This window comes from Adlercreutzia sp. ZJ141 (assembly GCF_011038965.1).
In the GTDB taxonomy this organism is placed as follows: domain Bacteria; phylum Actinomycetota; class Coriobacteriia; order Coriobacteriales; family Eggerthellaceae; genus ZJ141.
On sequence record NZ_JAAKEB010000008.1, the window covers coordinates 58,570 to 82,179 of the forward strand.

The following is a 23,610-nucleotide window of genomic DNA, read 5'->3' on the forward strand; positions in this document are numbered from 1 at the left end:
CAACCGCACCAGACTGCGAGATCCTGTCTTTGGGAGGTCACATGTTTAAGGTTCAGGGAAAGTACTTACTCACAATAGCTTCTGCGGTTTGGATTCTTGCTGGGCTAAACATCCTTCGCCTGGGTATTCTGGCATGCCTGGAAGGAAGCACCCCGGTTTGGATTATGGCAGTAGGTATTCCATTTGTCTTTTTGGTCTTCCATATGATGTTTTCGAAGCTTGTCGGTAAGCACTCCGATCGCATCCGTAACTACGGCAACGAAAAGATACACGTTTTGAAGTTTTTCGACGCAAAAGGATACGTCATCATGGCTGTCATGATGGGTGGCGGAATCTCGTTGCGCGCCTTTGGGCTGGTTCCAGTTTGGTTTATCGCCTTCTTCTACACCGGCCTGGGAATCGCCCTCACACTCGCTGGCATCGGATTCCTGCTCCATTTCGTAAAGCGCGGCGGCAACATCGTCTGCCCCGTCACAAAGAAGACACGACTGGCATAAGGCAAGGCAGCACATCTTGCGTCTCTGAAGGACAACCGACGTTTGGATTGTGGGAAAAATCAGAGCATGGTTTGGCGAATGATAAGTTCTCGGTAAGTTCTCTTAAACAGGCCACTGGTTCAGACAAAGCCACAGCATACTCATAGTATAGTTGGAGCGGTTCGCTCTTAAGCGCATGTATTGTTCACTACCTTTCTCGCCAAGAACGTAAGGAGGGAGACTCGGGTGGCGTTTTTTGAGATAAGAGAGCTCACGGTGTCGTATCGGCGAAACGGTGTTACATTCGAGCCGTTCAACAGTATCAGTTTCGAGCTTTCGGAGGGACAGATCGCAGACCTCATTGGTACTTCGGGGTCGGGCAAGTCGAGTCTGCTCTGCGCCTGCGCGTGTCTTCTTCCTAATACGAGTGGCTCGCTCTTGCTCAAAGAGGTCAGCTCAAACTCGCTCTCACCAGAAGAATGGCGAAAGCGCGTTTGCTATGTGCCGCAGAAGCCTACCGTCATCCCTGGCACCGTACGCGATAACCTGCTGCTACCTTGGAGCTTTCGAGTACGCCGAAACGACACCCCACCAAGCGACACCGAACTCCGCTTGCTCATGGACGAAGCATCCCTTGGCGAAGTGAACCTCGACCGAGACGCCGCGCAGCTATCCGGCGGCGAGCTTGCCCGAGTCGCGCTCCTGCGCGCTTTCGCCACCAAACCAAACGTCCTTTTGCTTGACGAAGTGGATGCTGCACTCGATGACGCTTCAGCGAGAGCGGTTTCAAACCTCACGCGAAGGCTCGTTCGCAACGATACGGCTTGCCTGCGCATTCGCCACAGACCTCCCGATGGTGCCGCCGACAGAATGTTCAAGCTGGAACACGGCACAATCACGCAGCTCAATTGCACAGATAAGGGGGTCTAACGTGAACGCAGGCGTTATCGACATAGGGTATCTGGAACTCTTCGGGGCTACAGCCTTCATGCTTGTAGCGGCCATTGTTGCATGGGCGCTCAGACTTAAGCAAACCAAGGCTATTGTGGTTGCAACCACTCGCTGCTTCTTGCAACTGCTAGCAATGGGACTGCTGCTTGTCTACCTGTTCAAATACCAGTCGTGGTGGCTCGTTTGTCTCGTACTGGTGGGAATGTCGCTTGCCGCCACACAAATTGCCTTAGGCCGCGTGAAGGGCAAAGGACTCAACATTTGGCCGGAAGTGTTTGGGTCAATCTTCTTGTCGTCAATGATCGTAGCGTTCACGGTGGTCGAGGCTATTGTTCACGCTTCGCCGTGGTATGACGCACGCGTGCTCGTACCGATATCAGGAATGGTTCTTGGCAGCACACTGAGCGCGACCGCTGTGGCAGTTGACAGACTCTTTTCAGACATGGACACACGCGCGGATGAGATTGCAGCGTATCTAGCACTTGGCGCAACGCCAAAGGAAGCAGCCCTTCCTTCGATTCGCAAGGCTATCGGCTCGGGTCTTACCCCTGCTCTTGCTACCATGTCGGCAGCGGGCATCGTTCAGATTCCCGGCATGATGTCTGGGCAAGTACTTGCCGGCGCAGACCCCATGATCGCAGCGAAATACCAGATAGTTGTCTTGCTTATGATCTCTGCAGCAACAACCTTGTCTATTGTCGCAATTTGTTTTTCTACCTATCGCAAGCGCTTCACATCGAACGGATGCTTCCTCTCCCCCGCACTACGGTAAGTCGAAGCACCCCTTAGCGGCAAGGCAGAATACACTATCCCTTGCACTGACAGCTTTCATCGGCACTTTCTTTGCTTCTTATTTCCACATCACTCACGTAGCGGGCAGCTTTTCACTACCCGCTACGACATAACTACTCAAACACTCTTACTTAACTTGTTACCTGCGTTTTCTTGCTATACGGCGTAAGGCGACAACCACACATGCCGACGTTAGCGCGAGCGCAGCCAACGTTGCAGACGAAATGAGTAGCCTGTCTCCCGTAGGAGCGAGCTGATTTTTGCCGCCTGCCTGCGAAGGCGCGGCGGAACCCGCATGAGCGGCGTCACCATTGGCCTGACCGTCTCCGCTACCCAGATTGCCACCACCACTTGCAGACCCCGGAGTACCTGAAGTGTTGGGGTTATCAGGAGCAGCTGGCGGAACGTCTGACGTGGTTGGCGGCACGTCGGGTGTAATCGGCGGGTCTTCTGGCTTCATCGAAGGATCATCAGGAACAGGATCGTCAACTTCCAACGTCTTCCATCCCGCATAGAACGCCTTTTCACCAACAGAGTCGCCGTCTATGGCGAAAACAGAATAACCCGCGCACTCGGGATTGTCGTACCATCCCAAGAACTCATACCCGTCTCGCTCGAGCGTTGGCAGAACAGCACCCTTGCCGTATACGTATTCGGTAACGTTTACTTGACCCGTTACAAGGGCACCGCCGTTGTATTCGAGTGTAACCCCATAAACGCTTGGCTCCCACTTCGCCCAGAAGCTCTTGTTGCCAATGTCGGTCGGCGACACGTGTAATACTGGCGAACCCACGCATTCCGCATTGTCGAACCAACCCCGGAAATCATGCCCCTTACGGGTTATTTCATCGGCTTTGGGAAGCACTGCGCCCGCTCCAACATGATAGATCCACGAGCTGGAAACTCCGTCCGCAAGCACACCTTCATTAACATGCAAGGTTACGCTGTATGAGTTTGGCTTCCACTTGGCCCAAAGCTGCTTGTCTCCCCTGTCGGATGCGGTTATCGAAGATATACTAACCCCCGTGCACTCCATGTTGTCGTACCAGCCGTCAAAGACATACCCTTCACGATGTACCTCTTCTGCCTTGGGAAGGTCTATCGATTCGCCTCCCTCGTAGGCAAAGCGATCATCTACACCTTCTGCAAACGTTCCTCCGTTGGCGTGCAACGTGACATCAAAACAGTTCAACCTCCACTTGGCGTAAAGCGTTACGTTTGGCTCATCAAGGGCAATGCTCTCAAGAGCCTCGTCGGTATAGTCAGCCTTTTTATACCAGCCCTCAAAAACGTATTTGTCCTTCTTAATGTTGTCAGCCGTAGGAAGCTCAATGATGCTACCCACCGCAAAGCCATCCTCCACGTGATACACCCTTTGAGGTTCCTGCTCAAAAACCCCGCCTTCTGTCACGTACGTAATAACATAGACGTCTTTTTCCCATTTCGCGAAGAACTCTTTGTCGCCCGTATCGTCAGCGAGAATTTCCGCAATAGGCACGCCTTCACAAGCTTCGTTATCGAACCAGCCTTCAAAGGTGTACCCCTCCCATACAAGATCGCTTGCAGTAGGAAGCATAAACGTCTGACCTGGCACATAGCTTGCATATTTCGCCGTATCAACACCGGCCGCGAAGGCAGGCTTGCCCGCACCGCCGCTACCAAGATGGTACGTTATCTTACATGGCGTGATATCCCACTTTGCGTAGAAGCGCTTTGCGCCCTGGTCAGATGCGGTTATGCATTCAACCGGGTCGCCCGTAAACGACTCGTTATCATACCAGCCCGCAAATGTGTATCCCTCACGCAACGGCGAGACCGGAAGTGGGGTTTCAGCCCCGTATCGGTACGACAGCACGTTTTCCTCAGAGCTTTCGAAATAGCCGCCATTAAGAACTAGCTCAACTGGATATTCTTCGGCACTCCACCGAGCATACAACGCCACAGCGCCAGTTTCTTCTTCCGAAATCTCGAGCAGTGGCTCTCCCGAAAAATCAGCTTGCGCATACCAACCGATGAAGCTGTAGCCATTGCGACGCATAGTTTCAGGACCGGGAAGTATCAGCTTTTTCCCCTGCACGTAGTGCGCCGGAACGTTCGCTTCGTTTATCCACTCGCCTCCGTTCACGTTGAACTCAATAGCAGCACGCACAGCTGATGCATCGTAGTCGCCTACTGTAATAATAACCGGGTTGGAAGCAAACGACTTCTCGTAGCTTCCCAGGCGCACCGCATACGTCCCCGGCTCGACGTTCGTGGTCGCGCTGGTTATGGCAACCCACTTATCGCGAGGGAATTGCGAGGATGGGATGATAGTGTGTGAGCCGTCGGCACTCTTGGTTTCATGCTGCAGCAGGTCATCGGGCACACGCTGGTATTCGAACCCTCCAGCGGCACCTTGCAGTGTCGCCACATCAATGCTGATAGCGCCCATGCCGCCCGATTCTTCGGCTTCTATCCCTGCTATACTGCCGGCATACGGGTTGTCGAAACGCGGCGGTACCGCAACCGATGCCTCGTAGACAACAGCTTTACCCGAATCGATCGGGTATTGCTTAAACGTAACTTCGCGCGTTTCGCCGAAAATATCGAACTCGATCGTTTCCGCTAGATCCATCTCGTTATCGTTCGTGGCATGGATACTAAACTTATTCCAGTCCGAAAGAAGCGTATCAGTTGGTACATCTATTACTTCCTTATACTCGTTATGATACATAGGAAGATTTTTGATATAGGTCTTGTCGGCACTATAGTCAGCACCCGAAAGCAAAATCTTCTCGTTCTTATAATCGACACTGATATCCACGTCGAAGGCGATCGATGACTCGTCTACTATCCTTAGAACCGGATAGCCCACCGGTATTGTTGTGTCGAAGTCCCACACATCCTCGCTGAATCCCAGGTTGGTGTAGAACTCCTTGTTGTTCCGCAGGTCGGGAACATCATAAGTTGGCTTGGGAACCTTCCATGCACGGAAACGGTCACCGGTGTTCACCCAGGTAACCCCACCCGATCCCGCAAGCGACGCGCCTACGGTGACGTAGCCGTTCTCGAAGCAATTTGAGAATTTCTCCTTTGCTGCCGCTCCAACTGTGGGATTACTCCACGCTAAACGCCCGCAAGCGAGATTAACGTTCTTCGCAGGGTTTCCCAATCCGAAGCAACTCGAAATAAGTGTCTCGCCGTATTTTGCACTGTCGCCAATCGATTCGATATCGCCCAGCAAGCAACCGATTCTAGTTATTTCGTTTTCGGTGTAGCCATAGTTGAACTTCCTGTTGATATCAACGTTGGAAATGCACCTGTTCAAGCGCGACGATTGTTGTATTGCGCCTACCACGCCACCGCAGCTCGTTCCGTAGGTGGTAAGGGTTCCCTGCACATACACGTCGTTGAAGTCGCTGTTCAGAGCGCGCCCCGTCACAAAGCCAACGTAGCACGTCTGGTTTTGTGCGCCACCATTCTTCGTGCCGTTCTCAATTGTGCCGCCCATAACCTGAATACGATCGAACTGAGAACCGTACGTTTCCTGCACTTTGCCCTGGTAGTTGATAAAACCATCACTTCCCGAAACGAACCCGATCCGGTCCTTCCCCCGCAGCGATACGTTCTCGAAGAAGATATCCGAAAACTGCGACGCGGCAGAAGCCTTGGCAACAAGCGACACACCGCTGCCGCTGGCCGCATCCTGCATATTGCTCGAACCCGTGATAACAAGGTCGTGTATGTTCGCCCAACATACCTTGTCAAAGAGCGACGCATCTTTCAGCCCCGTGATCTTGTGGCCGTTACCGTTGAACTCCTTGTAACTATTATTGGTGCCGCCGAATACGCCCGCAACAACAGAGCCGCCCGCAGTCGCCGGCTGCCAGCCGCTAAAGTCCAAATCGTTCATCAGCATGAACCGAGTGGTTTCAGACGACGCATTCGCAATGTTCACGAAGTCTTTGATTGTGTATATCTTTTCCGCATACAAGTCGTACTGGATCTTCTCGAATTCGCTGTTAATGCTCACGGTTGCCGGCTTGGCGCTCACGCCACCCCGCAGCGTCACGTCTTTAACGTACGCGTTTTTCGTACTGGTGAACAAATTGGGCAATACGCGGCCGTCTGCATATATTGCATGACCGCGCCCATCGAGTTTCCCGTAGAACGCGCCTTCAACAAGCGCCTGATCATCAGCCCCTTCAAAAGCGCTTGTGTCGATGTCGTTGGCAAGTGCGTAATTACCATACGGGTTGTTTTTGATAGCCCTCAGCTCATCGAGGTTGTGTATGAAGGTAACAGGAGCCTGGTTGTCGTATATCCCATAGGTAAAATCGTTCGTCATGCGCTTCATCAGGTAATACATACGCGTGCGCAGTGCCGACATCTGCGACAGGTTGCGATCAGCCTTAGAGGCATCGGTTTTCAGCGCTTCTTCGAACTTAGAAACCAGGTCGTCGAACGCAACGTATTCCAGCTTGCTCGCATCTTTTTCGATCGCATCCCACTTCGCAAGCTGATATTCCTTAAAGGAATCAAAGCCCGTTATACGCTGTAGCTTGGCTACGTCTCCCTCGCTACCGCTGCCGAACTCAACGAATGCGTCGTAGCCGTAATCGCCCAACATACGATACATCTGCAGCTTGAACGAACGCGAATCAGGATGACTTCCGTTCGCATGAATCGGATGCCACCACACGCCCTGTATGTCCTCCTGCACATACAAATCCCACAGCCATGAAACCTTCCCGGTATCGGAAATCTTCGGACGCAGGAAGATCTGGTTGTCATAAACTTCTTCGACCGTGGTGAATTCCCGCGTGCCGTCAACAAATGCTGACAGATTGACCGGTGCCGTAGCGGCGGTTCCTTTGTAGTCGCTCAAAACCGCATTTCTCGATCGTAAAATGGTTGCCGTGGCACCAACGTCCAACGGGCTCGAGCCATTTTGACCGTCATACTGCGCCTGCGAGGCTACGGCATTTTGCTCGTCTTTTTCAAGCCGCAGAAACGCTTTCAACGCAGCGTAGTCCAAAACATCAAGCGCGTCGTACATATTGCCGTAGTAAGAACTGAGCTTTTCCGTGGAACTAATTCGCCCGCGAGTGAGGTTCGTTGCCACATCGGCCGACAAGTCGTAGTCGTACGTCAAGTTCATGCTATAGGAATACTGACCGAACCCTTGCGTCAGAAGCCCGTCGGTATAGTCTTCGGTGCCGGCGCGCCTTGTACCACCCTGCAAGAACCAATCGTTGTCCAGCGCATGACCCATTTCATGCGACCATATAGACCACCCTAATTCAAGCGCCCCAGAGAAGAAGAATAGTCGCTTGTAGTTCACGCCCATGTTCAGCGTCATAACCGCGGAACCCATAGCGCTGCTGTTGTACAGGCCAATTGCGTCGGTGAAATTCTTGCAGTAGTCGTCTTCGGTCAGCGTTTTTCCCCACAGCTTTTCGCGCTCGAGATACGCCGTACCTTCGTTTTTGTTCCACTTTCGGTCAACAGACACAACGCACGTGGCATTAACCTTATCTACTCCAACAATAGTTGAAGCGGTGGCAGCGTACTTTGCCATGTGGCTAAACGCCGCATCGCTCATGAGCTTTTCAAACGCCGCCCTGTGCTCGTCGTCCAGCGCAGGTTCCGCATAATAGCCCGTGCTGGTGCCCGTTGCCAAAAGCCCGGCGGTAACACCCATGTACTGCGAAGCGTCGTCGAGCGTTACCCACGCCAACAGATAGTCGGGGAAGCGTTTCACCTGATCCCAACCGCGCCAAACCAAGTTGCTGGTGTCTACCCCCTCGGCACCTTCGGGTCTAAACTCCTTGTAGAAATACCGCGACGACATATAATCGGCAAACCAATTTGCCATATCAGCGTAACCAGTCGTCCGCTGAACAATCATCTGCAAAAACGACGGCACGTCCGGCGCGCCCGTTCGCTTCGCGAGGAACGCCGAATAGGCGCCCGAAGACGTTTTGTCGGTCATGGAGAACGTGTAAACCGACGAATACCGCACATCAGAGGTCATGCCAACAAGCGACAACCCAGGACGTATAACATCCCCCCGAAACGCCATGAGCAGAAAGGGGTTCACGTTCTTTTGAGCGCCAACCGACTCGCTTCCGCCAGTGTCGAAACCGCAGAAGCGCTCATAGTAGGTATACAGGAACAGCAGGTCAAACATCTTATACTCGCGTATAGTGGAGGTAAACGTTGTTTCGGGCTTCGCCTCCATCGACCTGGTCATAATGGCATCCCACACCTTCGTGTTGGGAGCTGTTGCGCACCACCCGCCCACATTGGAAAGCAAGTTTGCCGCAACTTCCTCAGCGTTGTCATGCATGTCTCTATCGAAGTAGTCGCGAACCGTGCGATGCACCTCAATGTTACGGCAGAAGCCTTTGAAATAGCTCTTCCACGTTTTGCTTCGGATAAACGTGGCGACTTTCTCGATAGCACTGCCCGAAACACCATCGTCAAGCACCCAGAAGTCTGGTTGGTAGAGAATCTCCGGCTCGGCGGCCACATACGATGCCGCCAGATGCGACGTTCCCATATACGAAACATCAAGCGTTTGCGACGTTCCGTCAGAAAAGCAAACGACAGCGCGCGCAACGTCTTCAACCTGGCCAGAGCGCAGGCTCACCTTCATACCTGAGTCTTTGTGCACCGGCCAGCTTTCCACAATGGTCTTCGTAGCAAGCGGGCTGTCGGCAGGAATCGCATTGCCCGACTTCACGATATCTTCGAGCGATGCGAATGGGGCAAGTTTGTACGCATTGATGTAGGCATTGTTGCGCTCCGAGTCGTATCCCTGCACCTGTTCGAGCGAGGTCAGAATCGTTTCGTCGGTAACTTGTTGGCTTACGGGACGCGAATAGCTTCCGTTCACATACCCCCACAGCACGTCGAGATACCGTTGCTGCTCGCCTTCGGCCGTAGGAAGCTTCAGTTTGAGATAGAACTTGTCGTCAACAACGTTGGCTGACTCTATTTCCGCATAAAACGACGGTATCCGATAACACTCAACGTACGCTAAGCGATCGGTCGGGTTAAAGTTGTTCACGTTCAGCATGCCGACATTGAAAACGCTGCCGTCGCCGTTCATTTCATAAACGCTTAACGACTTGATGTCTTTATAGGTTATGTCAGCAGAATAGGTTGGAGCACTGCGTAACGACATGACAGCCGCCCGCCGCGCAGCCCGTTTTGTGGGCGCGTCACCTGCATCGGACGCATCGGACTCACCGCCAGCGTTGCCAGAAGCGTTGCTGCTAGCGTCATCCGCCAACAGCATATCTCTATCGGTCAGGGAAGTGTCAACGCGAGCCGCTTCAGCTTCACGCACAGTGTCGTATTCGCTTCTCGCCTCCGCTTCGGCGCGAGCGCGGTCTTCCTCAGCCTGTGCGAGGGCTTCTGCAAGATTTGCGCCGGCTTCTTTTTCTCGGGACTCAACGTCGTCCCCGGCGCTTTCGTCCATGCAGCTGCCGCATATTTCAGCAGAGCTGTCGCTTTCGCTTTCATCAGCAAAAGCAACAGCATGCGGAGCTACAGGAGCAAGGGTGGCCACCAGCACGCACGCCATCATCAACGATATGGCGGCTCGCAGGGTGTGCATTACGTTGGGCTTCGTTTGTGGTGCGTTTAACGTCTGCAACTGCGTTAGCCTCCTAAACCTCAGGAATGCTTATTTGCCCAAATTATACAAAGAACGCCGCCACACCATGAAAACAAACTGATTCTTTACCTTACGTGATTACAATCGTCTACACCTGATCTGTATGGACATCGTACCCACCTATCTTTGTAATAGATGCAATCATCCGGAGCCGGATTATCATACGCATGCTCGGCATCGCCATCAGTCTCACTTTCGGGTTTACACCCGCCAACTTTTGCAGTTCGCTTTATAATTGAGTAGAACAAATGCGTCCGCATGAGATTGGGAGCCCGGACATTTTGCTGGACTTCGACTCTGGCCGGGAAGCCAGCTTCATCTGCGTGCAGCTGAACACGCTGACTGCCACTGGCTGACCCGTGAACAGTAACAAAAAGGCCGCCCCGGAGGGCGGCCCTTAGCATTCTTGGTAGCTCCGACCGGATTCGAACCGGCGACCTCCGCCTTGAGAGGGCGGCGTCCTAAACCGCTAGACGACGGAGCCACATGTGCGCTTTGCTCGTACAACCGAAAACTGGCTGGGGTGGAAGGAGTCGAACCCTCACATACGGAACCAGAATCCGCTGTCCTGCCATTAGACGACACCCCAGTGGCATCTTCTCGGTGCATCTACGCCACCGCAGAGGCAAGACGTAAGCGCAAGACGGTATATTACGGATCCCTTGGCTTTTCGTCAAGTGTTACCGGGAATTTTTTCGGGAAATTTGTCCGTCCTTCCCAAAACGAACGCTTTGTCGTACAATGATCCGCACGCCGCGCTATGCGAGGCGTGCGGTTTGCCAGTGTGGCGCAATGGTAGCGCAACTGATTTGTAATCAGTGGGTTGCGGGTTCGACTCCTGTCACTGGCTCCAGAAAAACAGTGGGTCAGACGGCATATCGTCTGACCCACTTTCAGTTTTGGGCAACGTTCCAGAACAAGCACAACAGGGGTGTTGAGTACTGAGATTTTTGGAAACTGATCTAGGCTCAACATCAACGAACCCACGATTGAACCTTGTTCCAGTAGCACAGCGGTGAGTTGCAGCGTTGAGTCGAATGATTTTCCTCGCCCCTACTCTTCAAATTCATGTTAGAATACGAACATACATTCGCACGAACGTTTGATCGTATTTCGAAATGGCCGAAGAGCACTGAGAGGGAAGCTATGGAAACGGCTGATAAGTTAGAGATTCTTGCCGATGCCGCAAAGTACGACGTCGCATGCACGTCGTCGGGCGTCAATCGCGGTGCGGTTTTCGGACAGCTTGGGTCGGCAAGTTCAGCCGGATGCTGCCACAGTTTCACCCCCGATGGACGCTGCATCACATTGCTCAAAGTACTCATGACCAACGTATGCATCTACGACTGTGCCTACTGTGTGAATCGGGCGAGCAACGACGTACCGCGAGCCGCTTTCACACCACGGGAGCTCGCTGATCTGACTATCGCGTTTTATCGCCGCAACTGTATCGAAGGCTTATTCTTAAGCTCTGGCGTTATCGGCAACCCCGACCAAACGAGCGAGCTTATGGCCCGCACGCTACGCATCCTGCGTTATGACTACGGCTTTCGGGGATACCTGCATGCGAAGGCCGTTCCCGGCACGTCGCCCGAACTAATCAACGAGCTCGGACAGCTTGCCGACCGCCTAAGCGTGAATATGGAGCTTCCCTCGCACCAAAGCTTGGCATTGCTCGCCCCACAGAAGAGCAAGCAGAACATCGTTGCCCCCATGCGGCAAATTCGCGACACTATCGCAACCGACCGCGACGTCCGTGCACTCATGGGAAAGAATACCGTGTATGGCACGTCGGTACAGACAAGACACAAACAAGCGCCCTTCGCTCCCGCCGGACAATCGACCCAAATGATCATTGGCGCAACCCCAGAAAGCGACTACCACGTGCTGAACCTTTCGGCCGCCCTGTATCGCACCATGAGCATGAAGCGTGTGTTTTTCAGCGCTTACGTACCCGTAAACAGCGACCCACGCCTACCCAGCAACGACGCAATGCAGCTTAATCGCGAACATCGGCTCTACCAAGCCGACTGGCTGCTACGTTTTTACAAGTTTGACGTAACCGAGATCATCGACGAGAGCCACCCCTTCTTGGAGACCGACATTGATCCAAAGGCAAATTGGGCACTTAACCATCTTGACTTGTTCCCTGTTGAAGTGAACGCCGCACCGTATGCAATGCTGTTGCGAGTGCCCGGTATCGGCGTAAAGGGAGCACGCAGTATCATCGCCGCACGCAGACAGCGAAAACTTGGAGAAGACGAGTTGCGCAAGCTCGGCATTGCTTTCAAGCGGGCAAAATTCTTCATTACGTGCAACGGAACGTACGCCGCACCTGGTATCGACTTCTCACGCGACGTACTGCATGCACAGCTTTCAGCACCTATCAATGGAGGGCGCCACGGCCGCCGCGCCGATAAGGCAATACCTGGCCAAATGAGCTTGTTCGAAAGCGTCGACACGCCAGAGAAACTGCGGGCACGCGGGCTGCAACCCGGTCAGAACACACCGAACGCTGCACCACTCACCAGTTACGCACCACGTTCGTGTACTACAAGCGATTGGAACCGACTGCTGGAGGCATCCTAATGACGCGAATCAAAACCAAACTCACACCCAACATCGACAACAGCCGAAATACTGCAACGAACGCCACCTGCGGCGATAAGCGAGCGAACCAGGTGTGTACCGCACCACGCATTCCCGACGTCATCGAGCGACGGCGCATCCTTGGCGAGATGATAGAACCCTCCCCATCCGTCCAAACCATGGAATGTGGAAGCGACGCCCAAAGCGACACTGTCAGTTCGCATGCATCGGCCAGCAAGGTTGCCTACACCTACGACGGAACGCTTGAGGGGCTGCTCTCATGCGTATTCGCTGCCTACGCCAACCGAGAAGATCCTGCAGACATCATGCCCGCCGATAGTTTCCAACCGCGACTCGGGCAAGCTGTGAGAAGCATTAGCACCGATCTTACTCGCGCTGAGCGGGTGCGTGTGGGCGTGTGCCGCAACTGCGGACCGGCGGGGTTCGCCGCCGTGCGCACCGCCTCGCTTTCCGATAATCCCACCATGAGCATGACGGTGTACCGCTTCATCCGTCATGGCATGGCACAAAACCGCCCTCATTCCTGCGCTGGCTGCAAACGACAGCGAAGTTGTTCGGGTACTGGAGAAGGTAACCTGGGCCTTTGTTCGAACAGCGCTCAGCCCAGCACACTGAATGACCTGTCGCATCCAGCTGTGGCAGGCGTGCGCAAACTCGTCCGAGAAGCCACATGTGAAGCCGAACGCATGAGACAGTTTATCCGCTTCGAACACATGGATAACGGCGTGTGGTTCGCGCGCTGTAACCCAAAAGCAAGTGTTGTTCCTTTGATCATGTCCCACTTCGCCGCACGGTTTAACACGCAACCATTCATCATCTACGACGAAACACACCATCTGGCCGGCGTTAGCGAAAACGGAACGTGGCAACTTGTGCGCACCGACGAGATAACGCTTCCTGGCTACGCACCCGACGAAGCGCCTATGCGCCGCGCCTGGAAGCGTTTTTACGATTCGGTATCGGTAGAGTCGCGTTACCATCCCGAACTTCAACGGCAGTTCATGCCCATGCGCCTTTGGAAAAACATCACCGAGATGCAAGAGGCGCTGCCGCGCGCCGTCCGCGCAAGCGAGCAGCAGTACATCGGCACTTCAGCGCATGACGCACTGTCTGCGGACAGGCTCAATCAAACAGACCTCACCCCAGTGCAATCGAAGGGAGGGATGAAGCTATCTTTAGCAGCGTCACCTACCTGCCAATAATAGTCTTCGATACCAAGCGTATCCGCGTAATCGAGCAGCCGTTCGTAGTCTGTATTAGGTACACGTTCGGCAAGCTCGGGACATCGCGCAAGCACGCTTGTTGCATGCGTGTCGCCCGCAGCTGCTGCCTGAGCAAGCACCGGTGTGTACTGGTTCATGAGCGACAGCAACACACGTGAACCGTAGCGCTCGTGCACAAGACGCACTATTTGAACGGAGTTGTCATACGCCTGCGGCAACATGAGGTGGCGCACCACCACGCCACGCACTAATCGTGGCAGCCCGTCAACCTCATCGAACACCGGCTCGCCCACCTGCTCAACCATAGCATCGAGTGCGGCAAGTGCCACCCGCGGGTAATCGGAAGCTCTCGAATAGCGCATTGCGAGCTCGGCATCGGCGTACTTGAAATCGGTCAGGTATACGTCAACGGCACCCTCGTTGTCTCGCACCGCCTGCACCGTCTCATACCCCGACGTGTTCCAAACGATAGGTAGACGCAACCCTCGCTTGCGTGCCTCCGCAACCGCCACACGCACCTGCGGCGCATAATGCGTCGGCGTGACGAAATTGATGTTGAGCGCGTCTTGATCCTGTAACTCCAAACAGATATCGGCCAACCTATCAACGGACACTGCGATACCCGCCTTACCAGCAGCAATTACGGCGTTCTGGCAATACACACACCTCAGCGGACAATGCGCAAAAAACACCGTTCCACTGCCCCGTTCACCACTTATCGGAGGCTCTTCCCAAAAATGTAACGCAGCACGCGCGAGTACTACCTCATCTGTTGCGCCACATACGCCACGCTGCCCAAGACCCCTGTTAACGCCACATGCGCGCGGGCAAAGCATGCATCCCGCGCCCACATTCCCTTCTCCACCAGTACAATCCATCAGAATTGCGCCTAATTCATACTGAAGCCTGAGTACAAACCCCCATGGCCATGCCGACAACTGCGCCCTGAGGAGCAAGCATCCTCGTTGCAACAGTCGTCATCGCAGTCATCGCAATCGAAATCGCAATCATACAGGTCGTCATCGTATTCGTCATCATCGAAACCATCGCTATACGCCTGCTCAGCGCGCGTCCAATCAAGGCCATGAGCAGCACACGCTGCCTCATCGCCATACGCCAACGATAACGCCGCGGGCGATTTATCAGCGCCACCGATCAGCGCCATCAATTCAAGCATGTGTGCGCACGATTCAGCATGAGGCAGAATAAGCTCGTAGTCATCGGCCGCCATCAGCGCCGCCGACAGCTCTGCAAGCAGCATTTCCACAGTATAGGTGCCCTCAAATCGCTCTTCGACGATAGCCCGCCATGCATCAGCGAACGCATCGGAGCCTGGCGCACTCAGGCCGGCATCGAAAGCGAGACCGGCATGCTGCGCAACATGGAACAACGCCTGAGCTTCAACCGCTGCCGCTAGACAAGACGTCGCACGCAGCGTCCACGCAGCTTTGGCAAGCTGCGCGCTTCCCGCAACACCCGTCTCATGAACCGTTGCCGCCAGCGCGCGAACCACGGGAAGTGCCAAGCGCACTGCCGTATCGTCACCGCTAACGAAACCAACAAGATTGCCGGCATCAGCCAGAGCGTCATCAGCGAACATGTCGCATACAGCAAGGGGTGCCTCGGCGAAGTGAAGATCGTTCACTGTGGCAACTGCGCCGATTTCCCGCGCGAAACTAGGCGTCGACGCAGACAAATCAATCACAACTGCCCCAGGTTTTGCCACTTGCACCACGCCATCGGTGTCGAAGTAGACATCCTCGAGCTCTGTCTGTGTCACGCAGTACGTGATTACCGCATCGGCATCGGCAAGCCGTTCCGCACGCACGAAACCTTGCGCCTGCAAGCGCTCATCAACAACCCGACCCCAAGACTCGAACCCCGCAAACGCATACGTTTCAATCATGAAAGCTTCCCTTTCGCTTTCGCACGCGAACAGACAGCAGAGCGTCTGCCACACGAATCATTATCCAACCGCTAACCCTCGCTCTTTACCTTGCGAGCAATGCGGTCAGCAACCGACAGGCCGCACCGGCGGTCTTTACCCCAGAATACGATGGCAATCATGTTCGGCCCCACATGGCTGCCAATTACCGGCCCGATAGACGTTTCCAAGAACACTGCTTGCTCATCCAGTTTTGACACGGCCTCTTTCAACCGAACGAGGTCCTTCGGGCAGTCGGCGTTTCCCACTAACGCCAGCTTATCGGCCCCTTCATCGTCACCGTTTTTCTGATAGTACTCGGCAAGCTGCTTGATTCCCTTCTTTCGCCCGCGGGCAACACCCACCAGCGACAACTTGCCTTCAAGATCAACCGATAGCATAGGTTTCACGTCGAGCTTCGCACCCGCATACGCCACCGATGAAGGAATGCGCCCGCCGCGCCGCAGCGCTTCAAGATCGTCAACCATAAATTCGCACCGCACGAAGTACCGCGCTTCTTCGGCCCACGTAGCAAGTTCCAATGCAGTCATGCCGTTTTCCCGCTGGCGCAAGGCCTCGTACACCAGCAAACCCTCGGCGATTGAGGGCAGCTTCGTGTCGACCACATGGAGCTCAGCGTCGGGGTGATCAGCCAAAACCTGCTCACGTACGAGCATGGCAGCGTCATAACTTCCCGACAAACCACTGGTGAAGCTCAAATACACCGTGGGCACCCCGCTTGCCGCCGCGCGCTCGAACACCTCGCGAAACACCGGGATGGGCACCTGCGAAGTAGTGGGGCACGCTCCGCCTCTCATGGCGTCGTAGAAGTCGTGTGCGGTGGTGGACTGATACAGATCGTCGAAACGACTCTCGCCATTCATGAGGTACGGAAACTGAATCAGCTCGACCCCTTCCCGATCCACAACACCAAAAGGCAGATCGCAGCACGAGTCGATGATCAGGTTGCATTTGCATTGCGCCATAGCGCCCTCCATTCTCGTTCGTTACAGTCAGCAACACGCCGCTACAGCCAACGCACGCCTACACCGCTGCAGCCTCCAAAGCCCGGTTAGTCCAAACCGCGCAGTTTAATGGCCAACTCGTGGCGACGCTCGAACAGGCTGCGCTCCAATCCAACCGGGTAGGTATGGGCGTTCAGCACGCGCTTCTGGCTCTCATCAAGAGTGAGAAGCCCCGCGTGGCACCGCTGCTGCGCCGCCAGCGCATCGCGACATTCGCTTGGCAGCACAGTCTTCCCATCGCGCGCCAACGGAGCCAAAAGCGTTTCAAAGCGCAGCCCCTGCAGTGTCTTACGACGTAAGTCATCGGACGGATCAACAATTGTCTCAGCATCAGCCACGCCGGCATTGCAATCGAACACCATGTCGCCAGCGATGGTGCCGGAATCGTAATAGTAGCGCCGCACATCCAACACGCCCGGCACGGTAAGCTTCGCTGCCGTTTCCGAAATTTTCAGACAATCGGTCCATGGCCCCTCGCCTACCTTGGTGGCAGACAGCTTATACACGCCGCCAAGCGTCGGCTGATCGTAAGCACAAGCCAGCTTCGTGCCCACGCCCCACGAATCCACCTTGGCCCCTTGGTCGCGAATCGACTTAATAGTATGCTCGTCAAGATCGTTCGACAGTACGATACCGCAATCGCAAAGCCCCGCCTCGTCCAGCATACGCCGCGCCGTCTTGGCAAGCCAGGCAAGGTCGCCCGAGTCGATACGAATGCCAGCCATTCGCTCACCGCGCTCGCGCATTTCCAACCCCACCGTTATGGCGTTTTTCACACCTTCGATCACGTCGTAGGTGTCAACCAACAGCACGCAGTTTTTTGGGAACGCCGCTGCATACGCACGAAACGCCGTGAGCTCATCGGGAAACGACATCACCCAGGAATGGGAATGCGTACCCGACACAGGCAACCCGAACAACTTGCCAGCCAACACGTTTGACGTCGACGCGCAGCCACCCACCACCGCCGCACGGCTCGCCCACACGCCGCCGAAGGCGCCTTGCGAGCGCCGCAAGCCGAATTCGGCAACCGGAGCGCCGGCAACTGCGCAAACGCGCGCTGCCTTCGTAGCCACAAGCGTTTGGAAGTTCACGCAGTTCAAAAGCGCTGTTTCGATAATCTGGCAGTCGAGAATAGGACCGCATACGCGCACAAGGGGCTCGTGTGGAAACACAATGGTGCCTTCAACTACGGCATCAATGTCAACGTGCAGCCTGAAATCTGCCAGCATATCAAGGAAGTCTTGTTTAAACAGCTTTCCGCCACCAGGAGCGTCCAGACTCGCCAAATACGCGATGTCGCTTTCCGAGAAGCGGAACGTATCAACCAGATCAGCCAGCTGTGCCATGCCACACGCAACAGCGTAACCACCCGCAAACGGATAGTCGCGGAAATACATATGGAAGCACGCCTGCATGTCGGCTTGCCCGCTCTCCCAATAACCCTGCGCCATGGTGAGCTGATACAAATCGGTCAACAGCTCATATTCGACCGTCAGGGATTCTCCGTCCCGCACGTCTGCTCCTTCCTTTAAGCTGGGCACGTTCGCGTGTCCACTACCTGTCTCTCGTCCGTCGAAATTATTGCTTTACTGCTGCTGCGGCGTCTCGCCTGAAGACTTACGATTCCTTCTGCGGCGATGCGCCCCTGCGCGTTTCTGCGCATCGGCGGGCGCGTGCCCATCGCGCGGCGCGGCATGCGTGTCGGTATGTGCTCCTTCGCGACTAGTACTCGCATTGCGCAGACCTCGCACGCCCGACGAGTTCTGACCAGGACGCACCGCTGTCTTTCCGCTTTGCCGCGACGCTTCGGCGCCACCCTTCTGCGCGCCACCTCTGACAGAGGTAGCGGAAGCAGCTGTTTGCTTTCGCTGTCCCTGCTGAGCTCCCTGCTTTTTACCCTGCGAACCCTTGCGCGCTTGCGACCCGCCGGCACCCTCGCGCTTTTTTGCACTCGCAGTACCTGCAGCGCCCTTGCCTGCCGCCGACGTTTCGGCTGCAGCATGCGAACGGCTCACGGGTGCTTGCGTTGTCACCGAAACCCCACTCGCATCGAGCTTCGTCGAACGGCGCCGACGTGGTGTGCGCGTAGATGTCGTGTTTGCAACGGCCCCATCACGCGTTTGAGACGACGCACGCTTGTGCACAGGTGTCTTCGCAGAACTGGAACTCTTGCTCGATCCCTTCGATGAGTCCTGCGATTTCGATCGCTGCTTCTGCGAACCGGGCCGCGAAGCCGCTGCGTCGCGCTGCTTTCGCCCAGCCGACGCCGAACCTGTGTGGCGAACTGTTTGCGGATCGGCTAGCTTGTCACCGGCCGTCAACTGACCGGTCAAAAGCGACGACGAAGCCGATCCCAACGCCGCGCGGCCTTGTTCGATCGCGCACTCCCATGCCTCTTCACCGATCACGTTCGGGCGGCCCTCGCCCTGTGGCTCGTCGAAATCGGCTAAGGGAACCTTTACCGGCTTCTCTCCCTCAACGCGCACCGTCACAATCTCGCGCGGTACGTCGAGATCGACCACCTTGGCAGGACCTACCGGCGTTTGCACGGTGGCGTTGCGCTTCGGCGCACGCTTGTTGAAATCCTTGTATGCGTCATACTCGTAGCGCAGACAACACATCAGACGACCACACACACCCGATATCTTCTGGGGATTCAGCGACAGATCCTGCTCTTTCGCCATACGAATCGACACCGGGCAAAACTCACCGCCCAAGCGCTTACAGCACAACTCTTGTCCGCAATGCCCTAAACCACCGATCATGCGCGCTTCGTCACGCACGCCAATCTGACGCATGTCAATACGCACGTGAAAGCGAGCGGCCAACTTCCGCACCAACTCTCGGAAATCGACACGGTCTTCGGCTTCGAAATAGAAAACGGCCTTGTCTCCGTCGAGCAGATATTCGACCGACACCGGGCGCATATCATCACCCATTTCGGCAGCCATTTCCTTAAATACGGGCAGGGCTTCGGCCGCCTTACGCTCCATGACGCGGGCGTTCGCTTCGTCTTCTGAGGTAGCAACGCGCTTCACGGGCTTCAGCGGCGTTTTCAGCTTATCCACCTGCTCGCTGCTCGCTTCAAATACCTCACCGGCAGCACGGCCAAACTCCGTGCCACGTGCGGTGGAAACCACCAGATTGTCGCCCTCATGTATGGTAATGTCCCCCGCATCGAACCAAAGTGTCTTGGGGTTGTTGCTCAACGTAACGGGCGCTATCCGAACCATTCAGCACCACTCCTTATATAGTATTCAGTCGCGCCCGGCATGAGAGCCGGATGCGTCGTACAGCGTATGTCTCATATCGAGCAGCATGGCGTCGATACACGTTTCAGGGGATACATTATACGAGATCGCCTCGTCATAGCGACGCACGGCTTCCAATGCGGCGGCAACACGTGCGGCATCCGTATTGGCGGCGGCATCGGCTATCGCATCAAGCGCGTCGGAGTTCACCACCACTTCAGGCGCACCAGCGCACATAGCCAACACGTCACGCAACCACCCGCGGATAATGGCCGTTGTTTGATGAAGTAGCTCGTTGCTCTTTGCTGTGATCAGGCGCTTATTTCGCTGCTCGATTTGACGAACCGCCGCACGTTCCAAAAACTCGGAAGCATCCTCCAAATCGCGAGCCTGCTGGCTGCGAACCTCGTCGAGCGGAGCCTTCGCCTGCACCACCATGCTCGACGCCGCCTGCACGATGTCCCAGTCGTCAGATAGCCGAAGCGCCGCGAGCGTACCTAAAACGTTCCGTCGCAATTCCATGCATTCCCCTGATTTCAGAAAGGCCACGGCCTTGCTTACCGATCCGTCACAAGCCTGCAGCGCCCAAGCTGCACGTTCGCGCGTCGCCCCAGTATTCTGCGACACCAACCCCGCAGCCTCAGCAGCAGGAATAGTGCGAAACGGAATCACCTGGCAACGCGACACAATGGTGGAAAGCACGCTTTCCTGAGTACGTCCCAGCAAAATGATCAGCACGCCTGTTGGTGGCTCTTCCAAGGTTTTCAGAAAGGCGTTTGCTGCCTGCACACCTAAAAGATCAACCCGGTCGAGAATATACACTTTGCGCTTCGCGCGGATAGGTGCAAGCGAAACATCGGCAACAATGGAGCGCACCTGCTCAACCAGGTAGCCCATCGCACCCTCGGGAGCGTAAAAGTGCACGTCAGGATGCGTGCGAGCCATCACGCGGCGACATTCGTCACACTCACCACATCCTGTGCCGTGCTCACACAGCACCGACTGCGCCAACGCGAAGGCCACAGCGGTCTTGTTCGATCCAGCAGGCCCAACCAATAAATAGGCATGGCTTACTTTGTCCCCTGAAACCGCCGCACGCAGAAAGTCGCGTACTTGCGGCTGTCCGAACACGGCGTCGAACGCGTCAGCCATGGCACCTCTCCGAAGACGAAGCCTGCGTGCGCCGATCGTCTAGTACCGAAAAGAAGCTCTCGTCACACACCGACGCATCGGCCATCCAGGAAAACAAATCGGACAGCGCACTGAACACCTGCGCCGCTGTCAACGAGCGGGGGCCGTCGGAATCGATGACGCACACACGATCGGGGTCGGCTTGCGAAAGTGCGAGAAAGCCCTCGCGAACCCGGTCATGAAACACCTCACCTGCCTGCTCCAAGCGATCGGCGCCACCCTTCGTCGCGCGCACCAAACCCGCCTGTGTTCCACCACACATCAACAACAACGTTCGATCAGGAACGATGCCGCGGGCAGCAAAGCGGTTCGCCGCATCCACGAAGTCACGGGAAAGACCGCGACCAAACGCCTGGTAGGCCACCGTGGAATCGAAAAAACGATCACAGAGTACCACCGCACCTCGCGCAAGTGCGGGCTCTATGACCTCCGCAACAATCTGAGCGCGAGCAGCTTCATAAATGAGCAACTCGGCTTCATCTGACAAGGTGGTATTTTCCGGGTTAAGGACGATAGAGCGCAACGCCTCACCCACCTTCGTTCCACCCGGCTCGCGCACACACACTACCTCGTAGCCGTGATCCCGTAATACCTGAGCCAGAAAACGCAGATGTGTAGTCTTTCCCGCGCCGTCCCCGCCTTCGAACGTGACGAACACACCGCGGTGCGGGGTTCTCTCGTTCGATGCGTCGTTCATGGCATTTCCTCCATGTATTGCCCTTCGGGATCAAAACCCCTATTGCCACCTGAAAGCGCGCAACAGCACCTTGCAGTCAGCCGCACGATGCAGCTGGCAAAGCACGATCGGGCAAAATGCACCATTTCGCCCGCTGCGCGTGAAGTCGATTATATACCTTTCTACACCCCGCATCCGCCGCACGCGACATCGCTCCATCGAGCCACCACCAGCTGTAACCAGTCTGCAAGTCGCCCGCAAGTCGCATTCACCGCCAGCTATCACCAGCCGAAAGGTGTCCAACCGAGGGAGATACCCGCTCGCCTGCTTCAATGCTACGATACAAGTCGCGCCCGCAGGTGTCGATGGCAACGAAGCACGGGAAATCGTGTAGCTGCAGGCGGCGAAGTGCCTCGGTTCCCAAGTCATCCCACGCCACCAGCTGACTCTCGGTTACATGCGTGGCCAAAAGCGCGGCGATGCCACCCACGCACGCAAAGTACACCGCCCCGTTACGACGGCACGCCTCAACCACCTCGAGCGAGCGCTTTCCCTTCCCCAAGCACGCAATCAGCCCGGCATCCACGAGCGCGGGCGTAGCGAAGTCCATGCGGCTGGCCGTGGTAGGTCCAACCGACCCGAGCGGCCTCCCCGCAGCCACAGGGGTAGGCCCGGCATAGAAGATGGTTTGACCCGCAAGACCAAACGGCAGCTCACCGTTTTGTCGCAACGCTTCCAATATGCGCGCATGCCCGGCATCACGCGATGTGTACACCGGCCCACAAAGAAGCACTTCTTGCCCCGCGCGCAACCCAGCAAGATCAGCCTTCGAAAGCGGCAGCTGCAGGCGAATGGGCGCGCTATTCCTTATTTCGTTTCCGCTCATTTCGTTTCCGCTCATCGTTCATCACCCCAGGGAATCACCTCAACAGACGCCGATCGCATTGCACAGCATCCCATGTTCACCGCAACGGGAAGCGCGGCGATGTGGCACGGCGCGGTTTCCACGTGCACGGCAAGCGCAGTACACGCGCCGCCCAACGCTGCCGGACCGATGCCAGTGGCATTTACAGCATCCAGCAGATCGCGTTCGAACGCCGCGGCTTCTGGGCGAGCTGCCACAGAACCCACCGGGCGCAACAATGCATGCTTCGCCAAGCCAGCCACCTTGTCAAACGTGGCACCCACACCCACGCCCACGATAAGCGGTGGGCAAGCGTTGGCGGCCTTCTCGCGCACGCATTCGAGCACAACGCGGCGCACGCCTTCAACACCCGCGCCCGGCGCCAGCATGACCACGCGTGAGGCGTTATCGCTTCCGCCTCCCTTCAGCATCACGTACACGGTCGCTCCCGCACCAGGACGGAAGCGTATCTCACAAAACGCCGGGGCGTTCGTGTTCGTGTTCGTGCGATCGAACAGCGCATCGCGAAGCACACTCATCCGCAAGCGACCACACTCGTACGCCTCGGCCACCGCCGCATCAACGCCTGTAAACACGTTGCCCGGCACGGCCACGCGCTCGCCCACTTCAAGACATACCCACACGGTTCCTGTGTCCTGGCACAACGGCACGCCATCGCGAGCAGCAATGTCGGCGTTTTCCAAAATTTGCCGTAACACGCGCTGCGCACGCGGGCTTTCTTCTCGCAGAGCAGCTTTTTCGATACCTGCTCGAACATCGCAGCGCAATGTGACGGCAGCTTGCGCGATAGCGCACCGCACAGCGTCGGCTACTGCATCGGCGCTGACAATGGGCGGATGATCCATGGGTCCTTCCCTTCTCAAACCTCTGAGGAAACACTGATTGAAGCCGTCCTCC

15 protein-coding genes and 3 tRNA genes are annotated in these 23,610 nt (G+C 55.9%); 6 read left to right on the plus strand and 12 right to left on the minus strand.

What is annotated here, in order from left to right:
• Nucleotides 1-41 precede the first annotated feature (41 nt).
• From G7Y44_RS05320 to G7Y44_RS05330, 3 genes are all read left to right on the plus strand, one after another.
• Nucleotides 42-497, plus strand: a complete 456-nt coding sequence (locus G7Y44_RS05320) for a hypothetical protein (protein WP_165248161.1) — start codon at nt 42-44, stop codon at nt 495-497.
• Between the two features lie 225 nt (nt 498-722).
• Nucleotides 723-1,406: an ABC transporter ATP-binding protein gene (locus G7Y44_RS05325; protein WP_165248163.1), complete on the plus strand. Its 684-nt coding sequence runs from the start codon at nt 723-725 to the stop codon at nt 1,404-1,406.
• A 1-nt stretch (nt 1,407) separates the two neighbouring features.
• Entirely contained in the window at nt 1,408-2,199 is a 792-nt protein-coding gene (locus G7Y44_RS05330; protein ID WP_165248165.1) for an ABC transporter permease, read from the plus strand.
• A gap of 159 nt (nt 2,200-2,358) precedes the next feature.
• Here G7Y44_RS05330 and G7Y44_RS05335 read toward each other — a convergent pair whose 3' ends face one another.
• The 3 genes from G7Y44_RS05335 to G7Y44_RS05345 form a co-directional block, all read right to left on the minus strand.
• Complete coding sequence (locus G7Y44_RS05335) at nt 2,359-9,825, minus strand: InlB B-repeat-containing protein (protein ID WP_165248167.1); 7,467 nt, start codon at nt 9,823-9,825, stop codon at nt 2,359-2,361.
• A 467-nt stretch (nt 9,826-10,292) separates the two neighbouring features.
• Nucleotides 10,293-10,369, minus strand: a tRNA-Glu gene (locus G7Y44_RS05340).
• 31 nt (nt 10,370-10,400) lie between these two features.
• Nucleotides 10,401-10,474: transfer RNA gene (locus G7Y44_RS05345), tRNA-Gln, on the minus strand.
• Between the two features lie 189 nt (nt 10,475-10,663).
• On the opposite strand from G7Y44_RS05345, the gene G7Y44_RS05350 reads away from it, so the two are divergent.
• From G7Y44_RS05350 to G7Y44_RS05360, 3 genes are all read left to right on the plus strand, one after another.
• Nucleotides 10,664-10,738 (plus strand) — tRNA-Thr (locus G7Y44_RS05350).
• A 293-nt stretch (nt 10,739-11,031) separates the two neighbouring features.
• Nucleotides 11,032-12,474: a putative DNA modification/repair radical SAM protein gene (locus G7Y44_RS05355; protein ID WP_165248169.1), complete on the plus strand. Its 1,443-nt coding sequence runs from the start codon at nt 11,032-11,034 to the stop codon at nt 12,472-12,474.
• Complete coding sequence (locus tag G7Y44_RS05360) at nt 12,474-13,697, plus strand: TIGR03915 family putative DNA repair protein (RefSeq protein ID WP_241159197.1); 1,224 nt, start codon at nt 12,474-12,476, stop codon at nt 13,695-13,697. The genes G7Y44_RS05355 and G7Y44_RS05360 overlap by 1 nt, the downstream gene beginning before the upstream one ends.
• Here G7Y44_RS05360 and G7Y44_RS05365 read toward each other — a convergent pair.
• The 9 genes from G7Y44_RS05365 to G7Y44_RS05405 form a co-directional block, all read right to left on the minus strand.
• On the minus strand, nt 13,622-14,596 hold the full coding sequence (locus G7Y44_RS05365; RefSeq protein ID WP_165248171.1) for a radical SAM protein: 975 nt from the start codon (nt 14,594-14,596) through the stop codon (nt 13,622-13,624). The two genes, G7Y44_RS05360 and G7Y44_RS05365, sit on opposite strands and share 76 nt — an antisense overlap.
• 11 nt (nt 14,597-14,607) lie before the next feature.
• The gene (locus tag G7Y44_RS05370; RefSeq protein WP_165248173.1) at nt 14,608-15,624 is read right to left on the minus strand and encodes an NAD(P)-binding domain-containing protein; all 1,017 of its coding nucleotides are present in this window, start codon (nt 15,622-15,624) and stop codon (nt 14,608-14,610) included.
• A gap of 71 nt (nt 15,625-15,695) precedes the next feature.
• Nucleotides 15,696-16,628, minus strand: a complete 933-nt coding sequence (locus G7Y44_RS05375; protein ID WP_165248175.1) for a DegV family protein — start codon at nt 16,626-16,628, stop codon at nt 15,696-15,698.
• Between the two features lie 86 nt (nt 16,629-16,714).
• Nucleotides 16,715-18,184: a nicotinate phosphoribosyltransferase gene (locus G7Y44_RS05380; RefSeq protein WP_371807461.1), complete on the minus strand. Its 1,470-nt coding sequence runs from the start codon at nt 18,182-18,184 to the stop codon at nt 16,715-16,717.
• Nucleotides 18,185-18,256: 72 nt separating this feature from the next.
• Entirely contained in the window at nt 18,257-19,903 is a 1,647-nt protein-coding gene (locus G7Y44_RS05385) for a PSP1 domain-containing protein (protein WP_165248177.1), read from the minus strand.
• 24 nt (nt 19,904-19,927) lie between these two features.
• Nucleotides 19,928-21,073, minus strand: coding sequence for a DNA polymerase III subunit (locus G7Y44_RS05390; protein ID WP_165248179.1), 1,146 nt, complete (start codon nt 21,071-21,073; stop codon nt 19,928-19,930).
• Nucleotides 21,066-21,809, minus strand: a complete 744-nt coding sequence (tmk, locus tag G7Y44_RS05395; RefSeq protein ID WP_165248181.1) for a dTMP kinase — start codon at nt 21,807-21,809, stop codon at nt 21,066-21,068. Before tmk ends, G7Y44_RS05390 begins: the two co-directional genes overlap by 8 nt.
• Nucleotides 21,810-22,056: 247 nt before the next feature.
• Nucleotides 22,057-22,674 carry a FumA C-terminus/TtdB family hydratase beta subunit gene (locus G7Y44_RS05400; protein WP_165248183.1) on the minus strand — a complete coding sequence of 206 codons (618 nt, stop codon included), beginning with the start codon at nt 22,672-22,674 and terminating at the stop codon, nt 22,057-22,059.
• 11 nt (nt 22,675-22,685) lie between these two features.
• Entirely contained in the window at nt 22,686-23,558 is an 873-nt protein-coding gene (locus tag G7Y44_RS05405; protein WP_165248185.1) for a fumarate hydratase, read from the minus strand.
• Between the last annotated feature and the right edge of the window lie 52 nt (nt 23,559-23,610).

Coding starts and splice junctions, on each gene's coding strand:
- G7Y44_RS05365 (WP_165248171.1), bottom strand. CDS start 14,596: ATGGATTGTACTGGTGGAGAAGGGAATGTGGGCGCGGGATGCATGCTT.
- G7Y44_RS05360 (WP_241159197.1), top strand. CDS start 12,474: ATGACGCGAATCAAAACCAAACTCACACCCAACATCGACAACAGCCGA.
- G7Y44_RS05355 (WP_165248169.1), top strand. CDS start 11,032: ATGGAAACGGCTGATAAGTTAGAGATTCTTGCCGATGCCGCAAAGTAC.
- G7Y44_RS05405 (WP_165248185.1), bottom strand. CDS start 23,558: ATGGATCATCCGCCCATTGTCAGCGCCGATGCAGTAGCCGACGCTGTG.
- G7Y44_RS05375 (WP_165248175.1), bottom strand. CDS start 16,628: ATGGCGCAATGCAAATGCAACCTGATCATCGACTCGTGCTGCGATCTG.
- G7Y44_RS05390 (WP_165248179.1), bottom strand. CDS start 21,073: ATGGCTGACGCGTTCGACGCCGTGTTCGGACAGCCGCAAGTACGCGAC.
- G7Y44_RS05400 (WP_165248183.1), bottom strand. CDS start 22,674: ATGAGCGGAAACGAAATAAGGAATAGCGCGCCCATTCGCCTGCAGCTG.
- G7Y44_RS05335 (WP_165248167.1), bottom strand. CDS start 9,825: ATGCACACCCTGCGAGCCGCCATATCGTTGATGATGGCGTGCGTGCTG.
- G7Y44_RS05320 (WP_165248161.1), top strand. CDS start 42: ATGTTTAAGGTTCAGGGAAAGTACTTACTCACAATAGCTTCTGCGGTT.
- G7Y44_RS05385 (WP_165248177.1), bottom strand. CDS start 19,903: ATGGTTCGGATAGCGCCCGTTACGTTGAGCAACAACCCCAAGACACTT.
- G7Y44_RS05370 (WP_165248173.1), bottom strand. CDS start 15,624: ATGATTGAAACGTATGCGTTTGCGGGGTTCGAGTCTTGGGGTCGGGTT.
- tmk (WP_165248181.1), bottom strand. CDS start 21,809: ATGAACGACGCATCGAACGAGAGAACCCCGCACCGCGGTGTGTTCGTC.